The 22,506-nt window shown below is 53.9% G+C and carries 17 protein-coding genes; 12 read left to right on the top strand and 5 right to left on the bottom strand.

Annotation, left to right across the window (positions count from 1 at the left end):
* Positions 1-121 precede the first annotated feature (121 nt).
* The 5 genes from deoD to HCR03_RS07875 all read right to left on the bottom strand — a co-directional run bounded on the left by deoD (position 122) and on the right by HCR03_RS07875 (position 6,270).
* Positions 122-832, bottom strand: coding sequence for a purine-nucleoside phosphorylase (deoD, locus tag HCR03_RS07900; protein WP_066649499.1), 711 nt, complete (start codon positions 830-832; stop codon positions 122-124).
* A gap of 60 nt (positions 833-892) precedes the next feature.
* Entirely contained in the window at positions 893-2,062 is a 1,170-nt protein-coding gene (locus HCR03_RS07895; protein ID WP_187037518.1) for a phosphopentomutase, read from the bottom strand.
* Positions 2,063-2,078: 16 nt separating this feature from the next.
* The gene (locus HCR03_RS07890; protein WP_187037516.1) at positions 2,079-3,071 is read right to left on the bottom strand and encodes a LacI family DNA-binding transcriptional regulator; all 993 of its coding nucleotides are present in this window, start codon (positions 3,069-3,071) and stop codon (positions 2,079-2,081) included.
* Positions 3,072-3,178: 107 nt separating this feature from the next.
* Positions 3,179-5,518 (bottom strand): YjjI family glycine radical enzyme, encoded by a 2,340-nt coding sequence (locus HCR03_RS20525; RefSeq protein ID WP_407926845.1) that lies wholly within the window; start codon positions 5,516-5,518, stop codon positions 3,179-3,181.
* Positions 5,519-5,568: 50 nt separating this feature from the next.
* Positions 5,569-6,270 carry a Crp/Fnr family transcriptional regulator gene (locus HCR03_RS07875; protein WP_187037511.1) on the bottom strand — a complete coding sequence of 234 codons (702 nt, stop codon included), beginning with the start codon at positions 6,268-6,270 and terminating at the stop codon, positions 5,569-5,571.
* A gap of 188 nt (positions 6,271-6,458) precedes the next feature.
* Here HCR03_RS07875 and HCR03_RS19760 point away from each other — a divergent pair, with 188 nt between their 5' ends.
* The 12 genes from HCR03_RS19760 (at position 6,459) to HCR03_RS07820 (ending at position 22,494) form a co-directional block, all read left to right on the top strand.
* Positions 6,459-6,854 carry a winged helix-turn-helix transcriptional regulator gene (locus HCR03_RS19760; RefSeq protein WP_228725152.1) on the top strand — a complete coding sequence of 132 codons (396 nt, stop codon included), beginning with the start codon at positions 6,459-6,461 and terminating at the stop codon, positions 6,852-6,854.
* Complete coding sequence (locus tag HCR03_RS07870) at positions 6,745-7,578, top strand: carbohydrate kinase family protein (protein ID WP_228725151.1); 834 nt, start codon at positions 6,745-6,747, stop codon at positions 7,576-7,578. The genes HCR03_RS19760 and HCR03_RS07870 overlap by 110 nt, the downstream gene beginning before the upstream one ends.
* Before the next feature lie 32 nt (positions 7,579-7,610).
* Complete coding sequence (locus HCR03_RS07865; RefSeq protein ID WP_207727272.1) at positions 7,611-8,543, top strand: pseudouridine-5'-phosphate glycosidase; 933 nt, start codon at positions 7,611-7,613, stop codon at positions 8,541-8,543.
* A 124-nt stretch (positions 8,544-8,667) separates the two neighbouring features.
* Complete coding sequence (locus tag HCR03_RS07860) at positions 8,668-9,852, top strand: iron-containing alcohol dehydrogenase (RefSeq protein WP_187037509.1); 1,185 nt, start codon at positions 8,668-8,670, stop codon at positions 9,850-9,852.
* A gap of 70 nt (positions 9,853-9,922) precedes the next feature.
* Positions 9,923-11,059 (top strand): M20/M25/M40 family metallo-hydrolase, encoded by a 1,137-nt coding sequence (locus HCR03_RS07855; protein WP_407926844.1) that lies wholly within the window; start codon positions 9,923-9,925, stop codon positions 11,057-11,059.
* A gap of 179 nt (positions 11,060-11,238) precedes the next feature.
* Positions 11,239-12,543, top strand: coding sequence for an MATE family efflux transporter (locus tag HCR03_RS07850; protein ID WP_228725150.1), 1,305 nt, complete (start codon positions 11,239-11,241; stop codon positions 12,541-12,543).
* 447 nt (positions 12,544-12,990) lie between these two features.
* Positions 12,991-14,613 (top strand): hypothetical protein, encoded by a 1,623-nt coding sequence (locus HCR03_RS07845; RefSeq protein ID WP_187037505.1) that lies wholly within the window; start codon positions 12,991-12,993, stop codon positions 14,611-14,613.
* Positions 14,614-14,628: 15 nt separating this feature from the next.
* Positions 14,629-16,869 (top strand): glycosyltransferase family 2 protein, encoded by a 2,241-nt coding sequence (locus HCR03_RS07840; RefSeq protein WP_187037503.1) that lies wholly within the window; start codon positions 14,629-14,631, stop codon positions 16,867-16,869.
* 69 nt (positions 16,870-16,938) lie between these two features.
* Positions 16,939-19,404: a cellulose biosynthesis cyclic di-GMP-binding regulatory protein BcsB gene (locus HCR03_RS07835; protein WP_187037501.1), complete on the top strand. Its 2,466-nt coding sequence runs from the start codon at positions 16,939-16,941 to the stop codon at positions 19,402-19,404.
* A gap of 41 nt (positions 19,405-19,445) precedes the next feature.
* Positions 19,446-20,780, top strand: a complete 1,335-nt coding sequence (locus tag HCR03_RS07830) for a sugar phosphate nucleotidyltransferase (RefSeq protein ID WP_187037499.1) — start codon at positions 19,446-19,448, stop codon at positions 20,778-20,780.
* Entirely contained in the window at positions 20,777-21,709 is a 933-nt protein-coding gene (locus tag HCR03_RS07825; RefSeq protein ID WP_187037496.1) for a Rossmann-fold NAD(P)-binding domain-containing protein, read from the top strand. Before HCR03_RS07830 ends, HCR03_RS07825 begins: the two co-directional genes overlap by 4 nt.
* Positions 21,706-22,494, top strand: coding sequence for a sugar phosphate isomerase/epimerase family protein (locus tag HCR03_RS07820; protein WP_187037494.1), 789 nt, complete (start codon positions 21,706-21,708; stop codon positions 22,492-22,494). The genes HCR03_RS07825 and HCR03_RS07820 overlap by 4 nt, the downstream gene beginning before the upstream one ends.
* The last annotated feature ends 12 nt before the right edge of the window (positions 22,495-22,506 follow it).

Below are 22,506 nucleotides of genomic sequence, written 5' to 3'. Positions count from 1 at the left end.
TTGATATGAAATACCACAATTAGTGATATTACACTTTTTATCTGCATAAAACAAGACTTTGACTGATTCCATCGGAAAATCCTTAATTATTTAGAAAAAAAACTGTAAAAAACATTAGAAATTAAGCCAGAGAAAGAGCCAGCTCCATCATCTGAGTAAACCCTGTTTCGCGCTCCGCTGCGGACAGGGATTCGCCGGTAAACGGGCAGTCGGAGATGGTAAGAAGGCAAAGCGCGTGCTTTCCCGCTCTCGCCGCGTTCATATAAAGGGCGGCGGCTTCCATTTCGACCGCGAGAACGCCCATTTTTCTCCATAATTTCAGAGCGTCTTCCTGATCGCTGTAAAAAGCGTCGCTGGAAAGCACGTTCCCCACCTTTGCGGAAATGCCGAGTTTCTTCGCGTTTTCAACCGCGCGGGACAAAAGACCATAATCCGCGGTGGGCGCGAACGTGCCCGGCAGACGGTACTGGGCGGCATAATTGGAGTCGGTGCAGGCCCCGACCGCAGCAACGACGTCCTTAACGTGGACCCCGTCCGCGATTCCTCCGGCGGAACCGACGCGGATAATGTTGTCGACCCCGTAGAAGTTGAAAAGCTCATAGGTGTAGATTCCGACGGACGGCATCCCCATTCCGCCGCCCATGACGGAAACCGGCCTGCCCTGATAAGTTCCGGTGAACCCGAGCATGTTGCGCACGGTGTTAAAGCAGACTGCGTTTTTCAGGTATTTTTCCGCGATGTACTTCGCGCGGAGAGGGTCCCCGGGCATCAAAACCGTTTTTGCGATTTCCCCGTCTTTTGCGCCGTTGTGCGGCGTCGGTACGTTTGGCATTGTTTACCTCCTGTTTTCGCGGAGCATATGCCCCAAAAAGTAAATGCGGTGAAGAGCAGGTTATTTTATGATTTGATCCAGTCTGGAACGGCCCGTGATCTTAGGAGCAATTCCGAAATAGTCGAGAATGGTCGCGCCGATGTCCGCAAAAGTCGGCAGCGTCCCCAGATTCGTCCCCCGGCGAACCGCATTCCCGTAGATAACCCAGGGAATGTATTCCCGCGAGTGGTCGGTGCTAGGGGTAATCGGGTCGCAGCCGTGGTCCGCGGTAATCATCAGAAGATCGTCCGGGCGAAGCCCTTGGATGATTTCAGGCAGCTTCCGGTCGAAATACGACAGAGCCTTCGCATAGCCTTCCACGTCGTTGCGGTGACCGTACAGCATGTCGAAATCCACCAGATTGACAAAGCACAGACCCTCAAAATCACGACCGGTCAGCTCGATGGTCCGCTCAATGCCGTCCGGGTTATCTTTTGTATGAATCGCCTCGCCGATACCCTTCCCGGCAAAAATATCGTTGATTTTGCCGACCGCGATGACGCTGAGCCCGTTTTCCGAGAGCTGGTCGAGCATGGTGACCTTCGGTGGCTGAATCGAAAAATCGTGCCGGTTCGAGGTTCGCGTGAAATCGGGGGATTCTCCTACAAACGGCCGTGCAATCACGCGGCCGACCCCGTGCTTTCCCGTGAGGATTTCACGGGCGATGCGGCAGTCGCGGTACAGCTCCTCAAGCGGAACGACCGATTCGTGCGCCGCAATCTGGAACACGCTGTCCGCCGAGGTGTAAACGATCAGTGCGCCGGTTTCCACATGCTCTTTTCCGTAGTCGCGGATAACGTCGGTTCCGGAATATGGTTTGTTGCAAAGAACGCGGCGGCCGGTTTTTTCCTCAAATTCCCGAATCACCTCCGGCGGGAAACCATTCGGGTAAGTCGGCAGCGGCTTCGGGGAGTTGATTCCCGCAATTTCCCAATGCCCGATGGTCGTATCCTTTCCCTTCGATACTTCCCTCAGGCGCGCGAACGCGGCCTGAGGTTCCGGCTCGCCTGGGCGGCAGGTTACGCCGTCGAGATTGAAAAGCCCCAGCTTTTGCATATTCGGCATGGAGAAGTTTTCACTGGTGGCGCAGGCGGCAAGCGTGTTGCTGCCCTCGTCGCCGTATTCCGCCGCGTCCGGCTCGGCCCCGATGCCGACGCTGTCCAGTACGATTAAAAAGATTCGTTTTCCCATAATCCGCTTCCTTTTATCAGATTTGTTTGGTTGTCTCACGTAGTTTCAGCGTAACGGGGAAAATGATTTCCCGCTGTTCGATTTTCCCCTTTTCCACCTGTTCCAGGATCAGTCCGACCGCCCGGCGCCCGATTGCCTCGATCGGCTGCGCCACGGTGGTCAGCGCGGGCGTCATCAGTTCGCTGAGCTCCACCCCGTCGTAGCCGACGATCATGACGTCGTCCGGCACGCTGCGGCCCTGTTCGTGCAAAAGCCGGTAAAGAGACAGCGCGGCCATATCGCTGACGGCGAGGATTCCCTCCGCGTCCGGAAAACGCCGGAACAGCTCCCGCGCGCCGTCCCGACCCTCCCGGTAGTCGAATCCGCTTTCAACGAAAAGCGGCTGGATGCCGTGTTCGTTGCAGGCGTCCACATACCCGAGAAACCGCTGCTGGCTGCTGGAATACTGCTGAGGGCCGCGCATCAGGACGATTTTTCGGCATCCGCAGCGAATCAGGTGTTCGGTGGCGATTTTTCCGCCTTCGTAGCTGTCCGATTGAACGGAGGCGCTGTAGCGCGCCCCGGCGCTCTTATCCAGAACCACGATCGGCAGACGGCAGGATTCCAGTTCCTCGTCAAGATGCTCGTTGTTTGCCGTGATGATGATTCCGTCGGCGTTCATAGAGGAAAGCATTTTAATATAAGCGGCTTCCTTTTCCGGATTCTGGTCGGTGTTGCAGAGGATGACCTTGTAACCGTTGCGGAAGGCCTCATCTTCAATCGCGCGGCCGATTTCACTGAGGAAGATGTTGAGAATGCTCGGGACGATATACCCGATCATGCGGGAGGACTTTTTATAGAGGGAACGGGCAATCTCATTTGGATTGAAACCCGTTTCAGCAATAGCTTTCCGCACTCGCCGCGCTTTTTCTTCGGAAACCTTCGCCGTCCCGTTGATCACGCGCGATACGGTGGCCGAGGAAACTCCGGCCAATCTGGCGACGTCACTGATATGGGCCAAAAAAACCACCAGGACTTTCTTGTTTGCTGTTTGAAATCGGTTTCATGATCACATTGTACAGCATTGGAAAGACCTTGTCAATATTTTTATGAATTTTGTAAAATGATTTTTGTTCCTTATTTGACAATGATTCGGCGAAAACCCGCGGCGGCGGCCAGTTCGCGCAATTCCCGCATTCGCTGTGAGGAGGGGGAGAGGAGAGAGGAAAAATCCCCTTTTACGCCGAACGGCCGGAAAGAAATCAAAACAAGGGGGGCGCGCGGCGTTTCGGGACCCAGTGTCTGCGCGGTTCCGCGAACCGCCGCTTCGGCGTCAACCTTTTCGTCCAGGCAGACGATGCGGACCTCCTCCAGTTTTCCAATCGACGAAAGATAGCGGAGGTTTTCCTTTACGACCGCGTTGTCGCCGCCCGTCAGGCTTTGAAAAGTCTGAGCCGACCAGGCTTTCACGTCCAACATCACGCCGTCGCAGAGCTTCATCAGTTCAGGAAAAGCGGAGAACGAAACGGTTCCGTTGCTGTCCAGAAGGCAGGAAAGGCCGCGCGGCTTTGCCAGGGTGAAAAACTCGGTCAGGAACTGCGGGTACAGGGAGCATTCCCCGCCGGAAACCGTGACGCCGCGGATGAACGGAATGTTTTTTTCCACTTCCGCCATGACCTGCCGCGCGTCCATTTCACGGACCTTCGGCGAAGCGTGGTTTGGGCAGACGGCGATGCAGGTGTCGCAGGAAACACATTTTGCATCGTCCCAGAAAACACGGTTGTCCCGCAGGGAAAGCGCTCCCGCCGGGCACTTGGAAACACAGGCTCCGCAGGAATTGCAGAGCCGCTGTGTTTCGGGGTTGTGGCAGTAGCCGCACGCAAGATTGCAGCCCTGCAGAAAAACGGAGGTTCGGCTGCCGGGGCCGTCCACCGTGCTGAATGGGATGATTTTGTTAACGGGGGCTTTCGTCATCCCATGCGCACCTTTCGCTTTTCCAGATGGTTCGTCGCGTAGCTCGCCGAACCAAGCTGGGTGGTGTTTTGCAGCACGGGCTGATGTTTGCGGTATTTTTTCCATTTCGCTGCGCTTGACCAGGTACCCGGTGATGCGCACCAGATCGGTGTCGGCGGAATAGAAGCTCATATACTGCACGCCGAGGGAGAACGCGCCTTTCACAACGTCGAGAAGCGCGGCGGGGTTCTGTTCAACATTGCCCGCGATCGGGAAGATGTCGCCGACGCCGGCCGGAAAATAGCGGTGGAACCGCGCGCAGTGGCGCAGGTGGTCGGAGAAGGAGTCCGGCTCGTCGCCGATGGCGATGCGCACGCCGGAGGTGATACCGAGGTCGCTGTCCAGCCCGACCTGCGCGTGAAGCAGAAATTTTCCGCCGGTCAGCGGGGAGTAAGCCGCTTCGTAACCGTTTACAAGCTCCTGAATTCGGTCCATAATTCTTTGACCGAGGTCGTCGGCTTCTTTGTCGCGTCCGTAAATCTTGCCTTTTTCCTTCATCAGCGTGTTGACACATTCCGCCATCCCGGTTACGCCGAACATCGGCAGAAAGCGGTCTTTGGAAATCAGTCCTTCTTTCACAAGGAAATTCGACTCAAAGAACCCGGACTGCTCCACAATGAACCGGATGCGCTCGTTCATGTAGTCCGCGATCAGACCGAGGCATTCCGGGAGCAGTGTGTTCAGGAAATGTCCCTCGCTTTCCGCTTCCTTGACCAGTTCGGTCAGCGTGACGCGGGTGAGCGTGTACGCTCCGCCGCAGACCGGCAGAATGTTGTAGCAGCTTGCCACGCCGTAGCGTTCGCCGAACGGCGCGCGGTTCGCCGGATCGTTGCAGACGGCCGGATTGGAACAGGCCAAAGAGCAGTTGATGGCCTCTTCCATAAAGGAATCCGGCGTTACGGCAGGGTCGTATTTTATCGTCAGGTTGGGGACCGTGTTCTGAATTTCCCGCTCCACCTTTAAAATCAGGCGGCCGGCGCGCGTTTCGTCCGGCCCCAGATTCGCGTGGCAGAAGGAATCGGTAATCGTCCGGTCCAGATAGGTCAGAAACAGGCGCAGTTTTTCACAGATTTCAGCGTCGGTGTGACCGTCCAGGAACGGGTCGATCAGCTTGTCGACGCTGCCGAGGTAGACCGGAAAATTGGTAATGGACGGAACATGGCGGTAAAGAATCATCAGCGAAAACAGCAGCTCGTCCAGCGTCTTCGGCGGGTCAAGCTTTAAAAATTTGCTTCCCTGCCGCACAAACCGGTCGTAGTCGGGCAGAATATAACGCGGGCGGTACGGCGCGCCTCCCTCAAACAGGTCGTTGATTGCCCCGGATTCAAAATAGTGCTTTGTGCGCGGGGGAATCTTCAGAACCTCCAGCGCGTTTTCCGCGCACTTTGCCAGACCCATCAGCTTCTGCTCATGAGTCAGTTCGCGGGATGTCAGTGTTTGGTAGGTGCCTTCCCGGTCAAACATTGTGTTTCCTCCATTCTGTCACATTTTTATTGATAAAACTTTTCACAAACCTATTGAAGGCGAAGATCGAATTCACGCAGAAGCGCCTGCCGCTGCGCGGCGTCCAGTCTGATCTTGCCGTGCGTCACGTCCAGCAGCTTTGCCTGCGCAAGGCTGCGGATCACCCGGTTGACGGTGCGGACGCTGCACCCGGTCCGCTCCGCGATTTCCGCACGGGTCACAGTCAGCCTGACGCTTTCCTGCGGGTCCCGGCACGCTTCATAAGCGCGCAGAAGCACCTGCATGACCCTCCCGGGCGCGTCCAGAAAATGGCGGGTTCTTTCGTTGACCGCCTGATCCAGCAGTGCGCCCACAATGCTGCGGACCCGTTCGGAATAGAATTCGGGGTCGCTTTTCATCCACTGCAAATAGGTTCGCGCCGAAAAGGAGAGAAGGCGGCAGGGAGAGACGGCCCTGACTTCGGCCAGATACTGGTTTTTCCCCGCCAGAAGCTCGTATTCCCCGAAAAACTCAAAGGGCCTGAATTCCGTCACCGTATAGCTGGAAAGCCGGGGCAGGCTGATGATGACGGAAACACGGCCGCTCAGCAGCAGATAAACCCGCTCGCAGGGATCCCCCTCGCGGATCAACGCTTCTCCGGAGGTCAGCGAAACAGGAAGAACGGAAGCGGCGGAAGGAAAGGATTTTATCATCGGTTCCAGTTTTTCCCGCAGCGCTTTGCCCTCCGATCCGAGGGTTTCGGAAAGATTCATACCGGTGCCCCTTTTCCTTTAAATATAATTTTCTTCTGGTTTTATTATATCAAACCGGGAACATAATAAAAGGACATTTGTCCTGTTTTAAAAAATTCAATCGGGATCTTGACTTTTCTTCTGCCTCCTGTTAAGATGAACGTGTAAGCATAAGATTACATATATAAACATTTGTTGGGGGCAGAAGAATGATTACACAGCGGGAACGGCAGATTCTGCACTGGATTGAAAACAATCCGCTGATTTCGCAGCAGGAGCTGGCGGAAAAAGCGGGAATTACCCGTTCCTCCGTCGCGGTTCACATCTCCAACCTGATGAAAAAGGGATTGATCCGCGGCAAGGGCTACATTTTGCAGCGGGACCCCTACGCCGTTGTTGTCGGCGGGGCAAATATCGACATCGGCGGCAAGCCGTTCCGGGCTCTGATCCCCAAAGACTCCAACCCGGGGCGCGTGACCCTTTCGTCCGGCGGGGGTGGGCAGGAATATCGCCGTCAATCTGTCGCAGCTGGGCGTTGGAGTAAAGTTTATCACTGCGCTGGGGGACGACGCGTACGCGGCGCAGCTTGCGGACGGATGCCGTAAGTCAGGGCTTGACCTTTCGGAATCCCTGACTGTTCCGGGCGGAGCGACCTCCACTTACCTTTATCTCACGGATGATGCGGGGGATATGGAGCTGGCCGTTAACGACATGGAAATTTATGAGAAGCTCACGCCTGAATATTTAAAGACAAAGGCGGATCTGATTGAAAACGCGGCACTATGTATTCTGGACACCAACCTGACGGCGGAAACGGTGCGCTACCTGGCGGAAAATATTCACTGCCCGCTGTTCTGCGACCCGGTGTCCGCCGCGAAGGCCGGCAAGCTTTCCGGGCTGCTCGGGCATCTGCACACGCTCAAGCCGAACCTGCTGGAGGCAGAGCTGCTCAGCGGCGTGAAAATCACGGACGACCGATCCCTGGAACAGGCCGCGGAGATCCTGCTGGAGACGGGCCTCGAGCGGGTGTTCCTCTCGCTGGGAACCCGGGGCGTTTACTGTGCGGACCACAGCGAACGCTTTCGGCTGCCGTGCTTTCCGTCGTCTGTGGTCAACGCGACGGGCGTCGGCGACAGCTTCCTTGCCGCCGTGGCATGGGGCTGGATTCAGGGACTTTCACTGCGCGAATGCGCTGAAGCCGGTCTGGCCGCCGCCTCCGTCTGCATTGAAAGCCCGCAGACCGTCAGTCCGGAGCTGAATCGGGAATCCCTCCTGAACCGGCTGAACGCGTCGAAGAATACCGGCTGTGAGTACCATTCCGAATTATGACTGTATGACTGAAAGAAAAGGAGATTAGTAAAATGAAATCACTTGAAAAATATCTGACTGTATCGCCGGAAGTCAAAGAGGCGCTTGCAAACGGAAAACCGGTTGTGGCGCTGGAATCCACCATCATTTCCCACGGAATGCCGTACCCGAAGAACGTGGAAACGGCGATGAACGTGGAAAAAATCATCCGCGACAACGGCGCGGTTCCCGCGACGATTGCGGTCATCGGCGGCAGGCTTCGCGCGGGTCTGACAGAGGAAGAAATCACCTACCTCGGCAAAAAGGGCCTTGCGGTTACCAAGGCGAGCCGCAGGGACCTGCCGGTCCTGGCGGCCCGCGGGGAGGACGGGGCGACGACCGTCGCCGCTACCATGATTATTGCGGCTCTGGCCGGTATCCCGGTCTTCGCGACCGGCGGAATCGGCGGGGTTCACCGCGGAGCGGAAGTCACGATGGATATTTCCGCCGATCTGGAAGAATTGGCCGAAACCCCGGTAATGGTTGTCTGCGCGGGAGCAAAATCGATTCTCGACCTTGGCTTGACGCTGGAGTATCTGGAAACCAAGGGCGTTTCCGTTTTAGGGTATCAGACGGAGGAGCTTCCGGCATTCTTCACCCGCACGAGCGGCTTTCATGTGGATTACCGTGTGGATACGCCGAACGAACTGGCCCGTATTTACAGCGCAAAACAGGATTTGAATCTGGGCGGCGGCCTGCTGGTGACTAACCCGATTCCGGAGGAATACGCCATGGATCCGGACTACATTAACCGTTCGATTGACGAAGCCTGCGAAGAAGCCAAACGGCTGGGAATCAAGGGGAAGGAGATCACCCCGTACCTGCTGGACAAAATCCAGAAAATCACGGGCGGAAAAAGCCTGGAAGCCAACATTAAACTGGTTTACAACAACGCGGCGCTGGGCGCGAAGGTTGCCTGCGAGCTGTGCGAGCTCGAATCAGAATAAAGGCATGCGGCCCTCTGTCTGCGGACAGAGGGCCTTTTCTTTTTGTCTGGCTTATCAGGCGGCGGAAAAGGTGTTATACTAACTTAAGATGAACCGGAATCCGGATCACGGAAAGGAGACAGACATGAACGGTTTTACTTATTATTCACCGACCAAAGTAGTGTTCGGGGGCGGCAGCGAGCGGGATGCGGCGGCTGAAATCCGCGCGTTCGGCGGCAGTAAGGTGCTTCTGGTTTACGGGGGACACAGTGCGGAAAAGAGCGGACTGCTTTCCAGAGTTTGCCGCACGCTGGAAGAAGGCGGACTGCAGTACCGTAGCATTGGCGGCGTGAAGCCGAATCCGCGTCTGGATCTGGCGGAGCAGGGCGTGAAGCTGGCGCTGGAATACGGGGCGGATTTTCTTCTTGCAGTTGGCGGAGGGAGCGTGATTGACACGGCGAAGGCGATTGCCCTCGGCGCCGCTCACCCCGAAACCCGGCTCTGGGATTTCTGGCTGAGAAAGGCGGAACCGAAAGGGAGCCTGCCCGTCGGCGTGATTCTGACAATTTCCGCAGCGGGGAGCGAGACAAGCGATTCCGCCGTGCTGACCAATCAGGAAACCGGCGAGAAGCGCGGACTGAGTACGGCTTACAACCGCCCCCGCTTTGCGTTTCTTGATCCGGAGCTGACGTTTACGCTTCCGAAATATCAGATTGCCTGCGGCGTTGTCGATATTATGATGCACACGCTGGACCGCTATTTTACCCCGACGGAGGGGAACGAGCTGACGGATGAGCTTGCGGAGGCGCTGCTGCGCGTGGTGATCCGCAACGGCCCGAAGGCTTTGGAAAAGCCCGACGGGTATCAGGCGATGAGCGAACTGATGTGGGCGGGCAGCGTTTCCCACAACGGCCTGACCGGCCTTGGTGCCCTGACGGATTTCGCGACGCACCAGCTGGGGCACGAGCTCAGCGCGATGTTTGACGCGGCGCACGGCGCAAGCCTTTCCACCGTCTGGGGGTCGTGGGCGAAATACTGCTATGAAACCAAGCCGGAGCGCTTTGCCCGGTATGCCCGCAATGTCTGGGGCGTGAGCGGCGGAGAGGGGACCGAAGAGGCGGCGCTGAAAGGAATTGAAAAAACGGTCGCCTATTTTAAATCCCTGGATATGCCCGTCGATTTTTCCAGCCTCGGCATCGGGGTGCAGAGCAAAGAGACGCTGCGCGAGCTTGCCGACCGCTGTGTGTTCCGCGGCGAGAGGAAAATAGGACATTTCCGTGAACTGGACCGCGAGGACGTGTACCGGATTTACAGGATGGCGAATCATTGACAAGGCAAAGGCCCGCAGGCGAGACTGCCCGCGGGCCTTTGGAATAAGAGAAAAGTCAGGAGAGATGAGTTTGAAACTGAATCGGGAAATTCTGGACGAAGTGTCGCGGAACCGGGAAGAGGCGCTGGAACTTCTGAAAACCATCGCAAAAATCCCCGCCCCGTCCAATCACGAGGAAAAGCGCGCGGAGTTTTGCAGAAGCTGGCTGGAACAGCAGGGCGCGAAGGGAGTTTTTATCGACGACGCCCTCAATGTCGTTTATCCCATCGGCTGCAAGGAAAACAATCCGCTGGTTGTTTTTATGGCCCATACCGACGTCGTTTTTCCGGATACGGATGAACTGCCGGTTGTGGTGGAGGATGGTAAAATCAAGGCGCCGGGCATCGGGGACGACACGGCGAACCTGACGGCTCTGCTGATGGCGGCGAAATATGTTGCGCAGCACGGCCTTTCGCCGAAAGAGCATGGGGTTTTGCTGGTGATGAATTCCGGGGAGGAGGGCCTTGGCAACCTGAAGGGCTCGCGCAAAATCATGGAAACCTACGGAAGCAGAATTAAGGAGTTTTATTCCTTTGACGGTTCAAACAGCACCGTTGTCAACCGTTCGGTCGGGTCGCGGCGTTACCGTGTGGAGGTCCTGACCGAAGGAGGGCATTCCTATGCGAAATTCGGGAACCGCAATGCCATTGCATACCTCTCTTCCATGATCTCAACGCTGTACACTATGGTTCCTCCGAAGGGAGGAAAAACCACCTACAATGTGGGGACAATCCGGGGCGGAACCTCCGTCAACACGATCGCCCAGCAGGCGGAGATGCTCTATGAATTCCGCTCCGACCGGCAGGAGGGGCTGGAGGCGATGGAACGGCACTTCCGCGCGGTGATCGAGGCCTACCGTGCGAAGGGGATTGCCGTCAATGTCGAACGGATCGGCGAACGGCCCTGCATGGGGGATGTCGATGCGGAAAAGCAGAGGGCGCTGTCCGAAAAAGCCGCCCAAGCGGTCAGAACCTATTATCAAAGCGAGCCGCTGTTCCATTCCGGCTCCACCGACTGCAATATACCGTTATCAATGGGAATCCCGAGCGTGTGCGTCGGTTGTTATGCGGGGGACGGGGCGCATACCCGTTCGGAATGGGTAGAGATTTCCAGTTTGCACAGCGGTCTGAACCTTGCGCTTGACCTGATTCTTGGCACATTTGATTGAGCCGTTGCCGAAAAACTTTCGCATCATGGCCGATTCGGGTCTTTGCCTGTTTGAAATCGCGGATATCTATGGTATAATTCAAATGTTAAGAACAGGTTAAATAATTATGAAGAAGCGAAGGGAACGGTATTACGCAAAGCGATTACATAGAAAGGGAACCCTTTTCGAAGAAGGAACTCGTGCGGCTGATCTGGCCGCTGGTCATTGAACAGTTTCTGGCGGTAACCATCGGCATGGCCGACACCGTCATGGTTGCGACCGCGGGGGAGGCCGCGGTTTCGGGAATTTCGCTTGTCGACGCGATCAACACGCTGCTGATTCAGATTTTCGCGGCTCTGGCAACCGGGGGGGCCGTGGTGGCGTCGCAGTATCTTGGAAGTCAGAAACGGGAGGACGCCTGCCGGTCCGCAAAACAGCTTTTATATACCATCACGGTTCTGGCAATCGGCATCACGGTGGTTTCCGTCATCTTCTGCCAGCAGATTTTACGGTTTGTGTTCGGCGGAATTGAAGCGGATGTCATGTCAAACGCGCAGGTATACTATTACCTTACCGCGTTATCCTATCCCTTTCTGGCGATTTATAACGCCGGGGCGGCGTTATACCGTTCGATGGGCAACAGCCGCATCTCCATGATGGTTTCCATCTTAATGAACCTGATCAATATTGTTGGGAACGCCATTCTGATTTACGGATTCAACTGGAGCGTCGCGGGGGCCGGCACGGCGACCCTGCTTTCCAGAATTGCCGCGGCGGTGCTCATGCTTGTGCTGATTCGCGGCAGGGACAATTTAATTTTCATTGAAAAAATCTTTCAATTTGAATTTCATCCGGATATGATCCGCCGGATTCTTGGGATCGGAGTTCCGAACGGGCTGGAAAACGGGATGTTTCAGGTCGGCAAGCTGTTTGTTCAGAATCTGATCACTTCATTCGGAACCTCCGCGATCGCCGCCAACGCGATCGCGAACAGCGTTTCGAGTTTTTCCAACATTCCGGGCGCGGCAATCGGGCTTGGGCTGATCACGGTGGTCGGGCAGTGCGTCGGGGCGAAGGATTATGACCACGCCGTTTCGTACACCAAGCGGCTGATGAAGGCCGCGTACCTGTCCATGGGCGTTTTGAATGTACTCCTGTTCTTCTTCGCGGGACCGATTGTCGGAGTGTTCAATCTAAGCGCCGATGCAACGGGCAGCGCGGCTCAGATCCTTGTCTATTTTGCGGTTTTCAACGCGGTAATCTGGCCGGTTTCCTTTACGCTTCCCAACGCGCTTCGCGCGGCGGGAGACGCCAGGTTTACGATGGCGACCTCGATGATTTCCATGTGGGTTTTCCGGATCGGCTTCAGCTATGTGCTCAGCCTGTATCTGGGCCTCGGGCTTTTAGGAACGTGGCTGGCCATGTTTATCGACTGGATCGTCCGCTCGATCGTCTTTCTCATTCGCTTTGCAAAAGGGAAATGGAAGCGGCTCAAGGTCATATAAAAATGGAAAATTGCGAGGCCCCGCGCCCGTGATATTGATATGCTCCCTTTATGAGAGACAGTGAAAAGGAAAAACACTGTACATCATGAAGGGAGTATTTCTATGCCGAACAAGTCGAAAGCAACGATTGAGGAAAAGGTTAAAGTTACCAGAGAGAATATAAAAGAAAATAGTTTTTTATTGTCCTCTTGACGGGAAACAGTAAAATATCTGGCGCGGGCCTTTTGGTGGTTCAAGATGGCTTGTCACCGGGGAAGCAAAACAAAGGGAATCCTTTGTCATGATAAGATTGATGGATGATGATAGAAAAAATTCGTGACAAAAATTGATTCTTTTGCTATAATTCAAATACTGGAAAATAAGCGATTGTTTATATGGAAATATTTGTAATTATAGAGTAAAATAAAAAAAGATAACAATTTTTACCAACGCCCTGGGAGATTTAAAATGTTGATGACGGATAATAAAAAAAGAAAAATCCTTTCTGAACGGCTGTGGATCGCGGCGGTCACTGTAATGATTTTTGTTACGGAGGCCGCTTACGGGGCATACCGCGGGATCTATGAGCAGATTCTGCCCGGCGATGCCATGAGCCGGGTGGCGAACGCTTACTATGTTCTGTTTGTAACCCCCCCGCGCCTGAGTTCTATGGGGTTGATTTGGAATCCGTTGCCCAGTCTCTTGGAAATTCCGCTGGTTGCCCTTTCAACCGTCTGGAAGCCGATGGCTTCCCGCGCGGTGGCGGGGGACATTGTATCCGCGGCATTTGCGGCCCTTACCGCCATGATCCTCCTTCAGACATTTCAAAAATTCCGCATTTCATTTGGATATTCCCTGCTCATCACACTTTGTTACGCGTTGCACCCCTATATTTTTTATTATGGGTCGAACGGAATGAGCGAGGGCATGTTTATTTTTTTTCTGGTTTACTGTATCTGTAATCTGACTTTATGGTTTACCTACGGGACCGGCAGCTATATCATTAAAATGGCGTTTGGCTTGGTGGGCGGCTTTCTAATCCGGTATGAAGCGATTCCGTTTGCGGTCGGAATCGGCGTTTGCATCATTCTGAACATTCTGTATAACCCCCGCGAAAAACCGTACTGGTTGGTCGGTAACGCCAAAAGAGAGCGTTTTCATTATATTGAAGGTACGCTGGTAACCCTTTATACTCCTGCGGCTTACGCCGGCATCGTGTGGATTCTGTTATGTCTTGTTATTACCGGAAATCCTCTCTACTTTTTAAATTCCGGCTATTCCAACGCGGGGCAGAGCGCCTTCGCTTCGGGGGTTACGACATTTTCGGCCCTGACGCAGTATGTGCTGTTCAGAGCCATGCCGTTTTTGGTCTTCTTTCTTACGATCGTTTTTGTCCGCGTGTTTCGGGGAACTCTTTTTCGCTACGATTTTTTGTGCCTTTTTTTCCTTGTCATGTCTCTTCTTTCTTTTCATATTTTAATGTACTGGAAAGGAACTTCTTACGGATGGCTTCGCTATTTCTGCTACAGCCTTCCGACCTGCGTCGCCTGGATGCCTTACGAGATGTCGACTTTCCAAAATGAAACCGTGCCTGAGCCTTATGGACTGCCCGCGCGGCGGGGACGGCAGGCCGAACAGGTTAAGAAAAAGGGCAGACTGCTTTTCAAAATACTGCTCCCTTGTTCCCTTGTTCTGTCCGTTCTGCTGCTGAATAACGTGCTGAAAGACAGCAGTATCGTCGATCAGGAAATAGGGACGCACGTTTATCAGGAAAATCTGGAAATCGCCGATTACATCAATGACAAGCTGCCGGACAAAAGAGTCCTGACGGATGTATTCACCACCTATAACGTTGCTCTCAATGTGAACAATTTTCAGAATCTGGTGGTAAGCAGCAGCCCGGATTTTGAAAAATGTGTGGCGGACCCGGTGGGCAGCGGCATTGAGTATTTACTGGTGCCGGACCCGAAGGGAGTCAGCAACTACGATGCGATTAACGTTGCCTACCCGAATCTGTATGCCCAAGGCGCCGACTGGTGCAGAGAAGTATACGATTTCGGGGATTATAAACTGTTTCAAGTAACCGGTTAAAGGCGGTGCTAAAGGATGAACAAACCGGAAATCAGATTGGGAGACAGACTGGTACAGGCCGGATATATTACGGATGAGCAGCTGGATACCGCCGTTGAGCTCCAAAAGCGGGACGGCGGCCTGCTGGGAGACTGCCTGATCCGGTACGGGTACCTTACAGCATACCAGCTTTCCGATTTTATCTATCAGAATCAGTTTTCCAGGTTAGGCGAACTGCTGATCCAGGACCGGAAAATTACACGGGATCAGCTGGAAAAAGCGCTGGACTACCAAAAGCAGAACGGCGGCCGAATCGGCAGCATCTGCGTCCATCTCGGCTTTTTGTCTCAGGATTCCCTGGAACAGACGCTTCAGAAGCACAGCCGCGATAAGGGCAGATTGGGCGACATTCTTCTTCGCGACGGAATTCTGACGCAGGAGCAGCTTAATAACGCGCTTAATATGCAGCGGAGGAGCGGCGGCCGGCTGGGCGATATTTTGCTTTTCCTGCGGTATGTGGATCAGGAAACCCTTTGTCGGGAGCTTGCAAACCAATTTGAGCTGGGGCGCCTCGGGGACGAGGTCGATCTTGCGAAAGTGCGTAAGCTGCCGTATCGGTTGGCGGATAAGCACAAAGCGATCGTTGTATCCGAATGGAAGGATGCTTTTTTGCTGGCTGTGCCGAATCGCCTGGACGATGCGGCGGTCGGCGAAATCGCCTCCTTCCTCAGAAAACCGGTCGAACAGGTTCTGGCCACACCGGAGGAAATGAGCGATTTATGGGATCGGTGTTATAAGAAGATTGAGCGGCACAAAAGCGTTTTCGACCTGTACGACAACCAGCCGCAGAATTCCGCGATTGTTACATTCAGTACTCCGCAGCTGATTACGCTGATCGTGCTGGGGATAGCGATACTGGTCGGGATTCTTGTGGACTGGTTCGCGACTCTTTTTGTGGTTAACATGGCGATACAGATCGTTTATGCGCTTATGACGATTCTGAAACTCTATTTGGTTCTGCGGGGAGAGGACGAAAACAGCCAGCTGCGATTTACACGGGAAGAATTGGAACAGATCGACGAAAAAGACCTTCCGGTGTATACGGTTCTGATCCCGGTTTATCATGAAACCGAGGTGATCAGAACGCTGCTGCGGCACATCGCCTCAATGGACTACCCCAGTTATAAGCTGGACGTGCGCGTTTTGCTGGAAGAGGACGACCTGCAGACGATTGAGGCGGTAAGGGCGATTCAGAAATCGGGAGACATTCCGTTTGAGTTTTCTCCGATCATCGTTCCAAAATCACAGCCGCAGACAAAGCCGAAAGCCTGCAATTACGGGCTTTTGCAGGCGCGCGGAGAATATGTGGTGATTTATGACGCGGAGGACCGGCCGGAACCGGACCAGCTGAAAAAAGCATATCTTTCTTTTCAGATGCTGCCGGAGGAATTTGTTTGCATTCAGGCAAAGCTGAATTATTACAACAGCGATCAGAATTTTCTGACGAAGCTCTTTACGCAGGAATACAGCATGTGGTTTGAAAATCTTCTGGTCGGCGTGATGCAGATGGATATCCCGGTTCCGCTGGGGGGTACCTCCAATCACTTTAAAATGAGCTTTCTGCGGGAAGTCGGCGGCTGGGACCCCTTTAACGTGACGGAGGACGCCGATCTGGGCGTAAGGCTGTTCAAGTTCCGGTATAAAACCGCGGTGCTGGACTCCAGAACCTGGGAAGAGGCAAATTCGAATCTGAAAAACTGGACGCGGCAGCGTTCGCGCTGGATCAAGGGCTACATGCAGACCTGGTTTGTTCACATGAGGCATCCGGTGCAGCTGTTTCGTGAACTGGGGCTGCGCGGCTTTATCGGCTATCAGGCGATGGTTTTCGGCACGCCCGTGCTTCCGCTGATCAATCCGTTCCTCTGGCTGATGATGATTCTCTGGTTTGCAACTAAGGCCTGGTGGATCCAGTATTTGTTCCCGGGTTTCCTTTACTATATTTCCATGATCCAGTTGATTTTCGGGAATTTTATGTTTACCTACATCAATATGGTCGGCATGTATTCCGTCATTCGAGACTGTAATTTAAAAAAGCAGCAGTCCTTTTCTTATTCTTTAATCAAATACGCCTTGCTGACTCCGGCTTATTGGGCCTTAATGAGTGTGGCCGCCTATAAAGCCCTGTTCCAACTGCTTCGAAAGCCGTTTTACTGGGAAAAGACGATTCATGGTCTGGATGAACCGGCAGCGGAAAACGAAGGGGAAAACACAGGTTGATCTCTGTAGTAATGAGGCAAAGGCGGAGCTTATTTGTTCGAAAGTCAAAAATGTCTGGAGGAATGAAAAATGCACAAGGTCAAAAAACCATATCCTGCTCAACTGCTTGTCATTTTATCCCTGCTGGTGTCTTTATTGTATACGGAGCTGCCGGTGACCTGCTTTGCGGCCGGGGCGGGACAAACAACTTCCTCCGCGGCGCTCAATGAAACGCAAAGGCAGCAGAAGGAAGAGGGCGACCGCCTTACCGCCGAGGCCGACGCGGCAAAACAGAAAGCGGACGAACTTGTCCTGGAGGGGAAACTGAACCGCCTGAACAGCGATTCGGCGGATATTCAGCTGTTTTCCCAGACGGTCCACCTGAGCATGCCGAGGAATACCGCGTCCTACACATTCCGGATACCGAACGGGACCGTGCTGCAGGATGGATGCTATCTGAACCTTGATCTGCATATTTCCAGCACCCTGCTTGAAAACCGTTCCAGCATCACGATTGCGGTCAACGGAACAAACCTCGATACGAAGTGGATCCTCAGTGTCGTCAAAAATCAGGCATCGTGGTGGAAAATTCCCGTTCCTGTTTCCCTTTTAAAAACAGACGGCAGCTACAACACCTTGACGATTACCACCGCGCAGCGGTCTATTGAAGGCGACTGCGCGGATATTGATAACCCTTCCAACTGGGTGCGGTTTGACCCGGATTCTTTTTTGCACCTTGCAATCTCTCGGTATGCCGAACCGAATCTTGGAAATCTTTATTCCTATTATTATGATAACCTGGATGACGGATTCAGCTTAAAAAACGAATTCGTCCTGCCGTCGAATCCGAAAACAACTGACATTACATATATGCTGAAAGCGGCGTCCGCCATCGGATGCAGCAGCCGATGGAAAAATCTTCTTGATTTTAAAGTTTCAAAATCCGAACCCGCCGACCCGAACATCAAAAATAAAATTTATCTGGGAATTTTGCAGAACTGGTCTGGGAACGCGAATCTGACCCTGCCGGGAGCCCTTGCGGAAAACGAAGGTTTTCTGTCGGTTAAGGGCGAAAACGCCCTGATTACCGGGAGGGACGAAGCAGGGCTTAAAAAGGCGGTGGACTTTTTTTCGGCTCCCGCGTACCTGAATCAAATTGGGGGAAAAAGCCTGACGGTCAAATCCGCCGTTTCGGACATCTCCGCCGGGATAAAGCCGAACGACTCCGGTTATTATACATTTCAGGATTTTGGCTATGACGATGTCAACCTGGCCGGGGCGTTTCATCAGACCACAACCATGAATTTCATGCAGCCGAGCGATGTCAGCAGCGGCGCCGCTTCCTACGTCAATATAAAATTCCGGCATTCCAAAGCGTTAATGCCCGACAGCTCTCTCCTTTCCGTTTATATTAACGACACGGCCTGCGGCAGCGTGAAACTGAATTCCTCCAACGCGGATTCGGGCAACATCAAGGTTGGAATTCCCGCCGAAGCGCTGAAACAGGAAACAATCAGCGTAAAAATAGACGTATACAACTATCTTGGGAAAATCGATTGCTCCAAGGACTGGTACGATACCGCATGGACCGTGATCAACAAGGATTCCGAACTTTATTTTGAGCCCGGAAGCGCCGGCGTGACTCCGACGCTTTTGAATTTTCCGTCGTTCCCCACGTTTTCCGCGGACAATACCGCAGACGTGATGGTCTCCATGCCGGACGACTCCAGCCCGGATAACCTCACCGTGATGAGCCTTTTGTCCGTCAGGGTCGGCCAGAAAACCGGACAGACGTTTGACTATTCCCTCTGTTCCTCCGCGGCGAAGATTACGGAGGAGGACAAAAAAAAGAACATGATTTTTATCGGTTCCAACGATAAAGTCAGCCTGCCGGAGGAGGTTTCCGCCGCGCTGGGCGTCGTGCCGGCACAGGACGGCGCGTTTCACATTGCGAATGGGCTGACGCTGACCGCCGAGACGCTTCAGAATAAAATCGTGTTTCAGGTCATCCGGTCACCATGGAACTTTTATAAAAAAATCTATGTGATTACCTATGATAAGGGAATGGAAAAGAATCTGCAGGATTTTCTGAGCGACAGCTCCAGAATTAACAAATTGTCTGATGAGCTCAGCGTCGTTGACGCGCAGAATCATGTCACGGGGTATACGATAGGGGCAGGCGCCGGGGAATCCCAGAAAAAGGTGCCTCTGTCCTGGGAACGGATCAAATATCTGATCGAAAAGTACACGGGCATACCGGTGTGGGCGGCGGGGTTGATTCTCGTTCTGATCCTTCTTTGCCTGTATCTGCTGATTCAGGCAAAACGGAACAAAAAACGGTTCGAGCAGAACGCCGAGAAAATCAGACTCAGCATGGAAGGAAATTCCCGTGCCGCCGAAGAACCGGATGAATCCGACTTTGGCGCGTCATACGGCGGACCAGACCAGGACAGCCGCGAAGATGGCGCTGCCGCGGAACTGCCCTCCGCTGCCGAAACTCCGGAAAGCCCAATAAAGAAAAATGGACCCGCTCATTTCAAAGACGATCACCGCTGACTCCTTTTACTGAAATTTTCCTGGGGAAGGATGAAAAACAAGTGTATACCGTTCTTCTTTCCGGCGGTTCCGGAAAACGCCTTTGGCCGCTTTCCGGACCGATGCGTTCAAAACAGTACCTGAAAATCCTGACGGATGAAGAAACCGGATTGCCCTGTTCCATGGCGCAGCGCGTTTGGAAGCAGATCCGCAGGGCGGAGTTGGACGGCTGCTGTGTTATTTGCACCGACGAAACGCAGGCCGAGCTTCTTTCCGGCCAGTTGGGAAAGGTACGGATTGCCCTGGAGCCGGAGGGCCGCGACACGTTCGCGGCGGTGGCCCTTTCGTGCGCGTATTTAAAAAGCAGACTGCATGCAAAAAACGACGACATTGTCTGCGTTATGCCGGTGGACCCGTATACCGAGCAGTCCTTTTTTGATACGGTGCGCCGTTTGCCCGCGGCGCTTTCCGAGAGCGGAGCCGAAATTGCTCTGATGGGTGTTAAACCGACCGGCCCGTCCGTAAAATACGGTTATATTCTTCCAAAGGGCAAGGCCGGAGATTTCCTGCCGATTGATTCGTTTCATGAAAAACCGGATGAAAAAGAGGCAAAAAGACTGCTTGGGCAGGGAGCCCTGTGGAACTGCGGCGTGTTTTGCCTCAGGGTGGGCAGTGTTCTGGAAAAGTTGTCCGAGCTGCGCCTGCCGAAGGAGTATGACGCCCTGTGCGCCCGGTACGGAAAGCTGCCCGCCGTCAGTTTTGATTACGCGGTGCTGGAAAAATCAAGTTCATTGGTTGTCGTCCCTTTTGACGGCATGTGGAAGGATCTTGGAACCTGGGGCGCGGTTTCGGAGATTATGGATCGCACAAGCTGGGGAAACTGTATGATGGATCCGGAGTGTATCGGGTCCAATATCCTGAACGAAACCAATATCCCGGTTGTCGCCATGGGAATCAGAGACCTGATGGTTGTCGCAAGCAGCGACGGGATTCTGGTGACGGATAAAAACAGAAGTCAGCACCTGAAAGAATTTGTCACCCGGCTGGAGCCGAGGCCCGTTTTTGAGGAAAGAAGCTGGGGCACGGCATCCGTCCTTGATTTTTCAAGAGATAGCCGGGATTATACCATGATCCGCAAAGTACGGGTTCGGGCGGGGGGCGCGTTCGGCCCGGTCTGCAGGCAGAACCAGGACAAGCTGTGGACCGTTCTTTCCGGCAGCGGCCGGGCCGCAATCGGGGACCGGGAGCGGGCGCTGAAGACCGGCGACTGCGTTCAGGTGCCGCGGGGTACCACGCATTCCGTCAGCGCGGCGGAGGAATTGGTGATTCTTGAAGTTCAGAGAGGTTCCGGCATGCCGAATGAAGATCGCAGGGGAAAGGGGGAAACGCCGAAATGAACAGTCTGGTGGGCGATACGGGGTTTGTCGGCTCCAACCTGCTTGCGGAGTCACGGGGCTTTTTCGGCGGGCTTTATCACTCCGGTAATATTGGGGAGGCATACGGAACGAAACCGGACCTGCTGGTTTACGCGGGCGTACGTGCGGAAAAGTTTCTTGCGGACCGGTTCCCGGACCGCGACCTCGCCGACGTTGAAGAAGCGTTTTCCAACATTGAACGGATTGACCCGAAACGGTTGGTCCTGATTTCCACAATCGACGTTTTTTCGGAACCCAGGGGAGTGGATGAAAAAAGCGCGGTGAGCCTGTCCGGGCTGTCCCCTTACGGATCAAACCGATTCCACCTGGAGCAGCTGGTCAGGGGAAGCGGAAGGGATTGCCTGATTGTACGCCTGCCCGGCTTGTACGGTGTTCATTTGAAGAAGAACTTTATTTTTGACCTGATTCATGTGATCCCGTCTTTGCTGACGGACCGCAAATTCACGGAGCTGTCCGCCCGCGAACCCCGGCTGCGTGATTTTTATCAGGATCAGGGAAACGGCTTTTACCGGTGCGGAGCAATGAACGCGGAGGATCGGAAAATGTTGAAAGCCATGTTTGAGCGGCTGGAATTCAGTGCGGTCAATTTTACGGACAGCCGGGCAATGTTTCAGTTTTATCCGCTTTCCTGTCTGTGGGGACATCTCATGCGCGCGCTTGAGGAGCGGCTGCCGCTGATTCATCTTGCAACGGAACCGGTGCGCATTTCCGACCTGTATCGGTTTGTGACGGGAAGGGAGTTTCATAACGAGCTTGCAAAGGCAGTTCCGGATTATGGGTTCAAAACAATTTACGCAAATCAATGGGGCGGTAAAAACGGCTATCTTTTTGACCGCGAGTACGTCATGCGCGATATTAAAAATTTTGTTGAAAGGTATCGGCCGCAATGAAATTGTCTGTTTCCAACATCGCCTGGAAGGCGGAGCAGGATGAAGAGGTTTATTCGGAAATGAGCCGGCTTGGATTTACCGGTTTGGAAATTGCTCCAACACGGATTCTGACAATGCCTGTTTATGAAAAAGCCGGCGAAGCGGCGCTGTTTGCTCAAAATTTGCAAACACGCCGGGGACTCCGGATTGTTTCCATGCAGTCCATCTGGTTCGGCAGAACGGAGAATCTGTTTGGGCCGCGGCAGGAACGGGAAACCCTGATGGATTATACGCGCGGCGCAATCGATTTTGCTTCGGCATGCGGCTGCATGAATCTGGTATTCGGCTGCCCCCGCAACCGTGTGATGCAAAGCGCCGGTCAATACCCGCTCGCAGTGGCTTTTTTTCAAGAGACGGCAGACTATGCCCTGAAAAACGGTACGGTGATCTCGCTGGAAGCAAATCCCGCCGTTTACGGAACCAATTTTATCAATACGACCCTTGAGGCGGCGGAGCTGGTGGAACGCGTGAACTCGCCGGGATTCCGTCTTAACCTGGATTTCGGAACAATGCTGGAAAATCACGAAGAACCGGAAGCGGTTGCGTACGTTCTGCCGCTGGTCCATCATGTTCACATCAGCGAGCCTGGGCTGGGGCCGGTTCATTCACGCCCGGAACACGCGGAACTGATGCGCCTGCTTCGGCGGAACGGGTATGCCGGTTATGTTTCACTGGAAATGAAAAACCCCGGAGATCTGCAGACCGTGTTTCAATCGATGAATCTGCTGCAAAACGTTTTCGGGTAAATAGGGAGGGAG

The organism is Caproicibacter fermentans (genome assembly GCF_014303955.1).
In the GTDB taxonomy this organism is placed as follows: domain Bacteria; phylum Bacillota; class Clostridia; order Oscillospirales; family Acutalibacteraceae; genus Caproicibacter; species Caproicibacter fermentans.
Note: the sequence above shows the minus strand (reverse complement) of the source record. Positions and strands in the feature narration are given on the sequence as shown.

Excerpts from the sequence above, each read along its gene's own strand:
- HCR03_RS07845 (WP_187037505.1), top strand. The coding sequence starts at position 12,991 with ATGTTGATGACGGATAATAAAAAAAGAAAAATCCTTTCTGAACGGCTG.
- HCR03_RS07865 (WP_207727272.1), top strand. The coding sequence starts at position 7,611 with ATGAAATCACTTGAAAAATATCTGACTGTATCGCCGGAAGTCAAAGAG.
- HCR03_RS07860 (WP_187037509.1), top strand. The coding sequence starts at position 8,668 with ATGAACGGTTTTACTTATTATTCACCGACCAAAGTAGTGTTCGGGGGC.
- deoD (WP_066649499.1), bottom strand. The coding sequence starts at position 832 with ATGCCAAACGTACCGACGCCGCACAACGGCGCAAAAGACGGGGAAATC.
- HCR03_RS07840 (WP_187037503.1), top strand. The coding sequence starts at position 14,629 with ATGAACAAACCGGAAATCAGATTGGGAGACAGACTGGTACAGGCCGGA.
- HCR03_RS07820 (WP_187037494.1), top strand. The coding sequence starts at position 21,706 with ATGAAATTGTCTGTTTCCAACATCGCCTGGAAGGCGGAGCAGGATGAA.
- HCR03_RS07895 (WP_187037518.1), bottom strand. The coding sequence starts at position 2,062 with ATGGGAAAACGAATCTTTTTAATCGTACTGGACAGCGTCGGCATCGGG.
- HCR03_RS07835 (WP_187037501.1), top strand. The coding sequence starts at position 16,939 with ATGCACAAGGTCAAAAAACCATATCCTGCTCAACTGCTTGTCATTTTA.
- HCR03_RS19760 (WP_228725152.1), top strand. The coding sequence starts at position 6,459 with ATGATTACACAGCGGGAACGGCAGATTCTGCACTGGATTGAAAACAAT.
- HCR03_RS20525 (WP_407926845.1), bottom strand. The coding sequence starts at position 5,518 with ATGTTTGACCGGGAAGGCACCTACCAAACACTGACATCCCGCGAACTG.
- HCR03_RS07825 (WP_187037496.1), top strand. The coding sequence starts at position 20,777 with ATGAACAGTCTGGTGGGCGATACGGGGTTTGTCGGCTCCAACCTGCTT.
- HCR03_RS07875 (WP_187037511.1), bottom strand. The coding sequence starts at position 6,270 with ATGAATCTTTCCGAAACCCTCGGATCGGAGGGCAAAGCGCTGCGGGAA.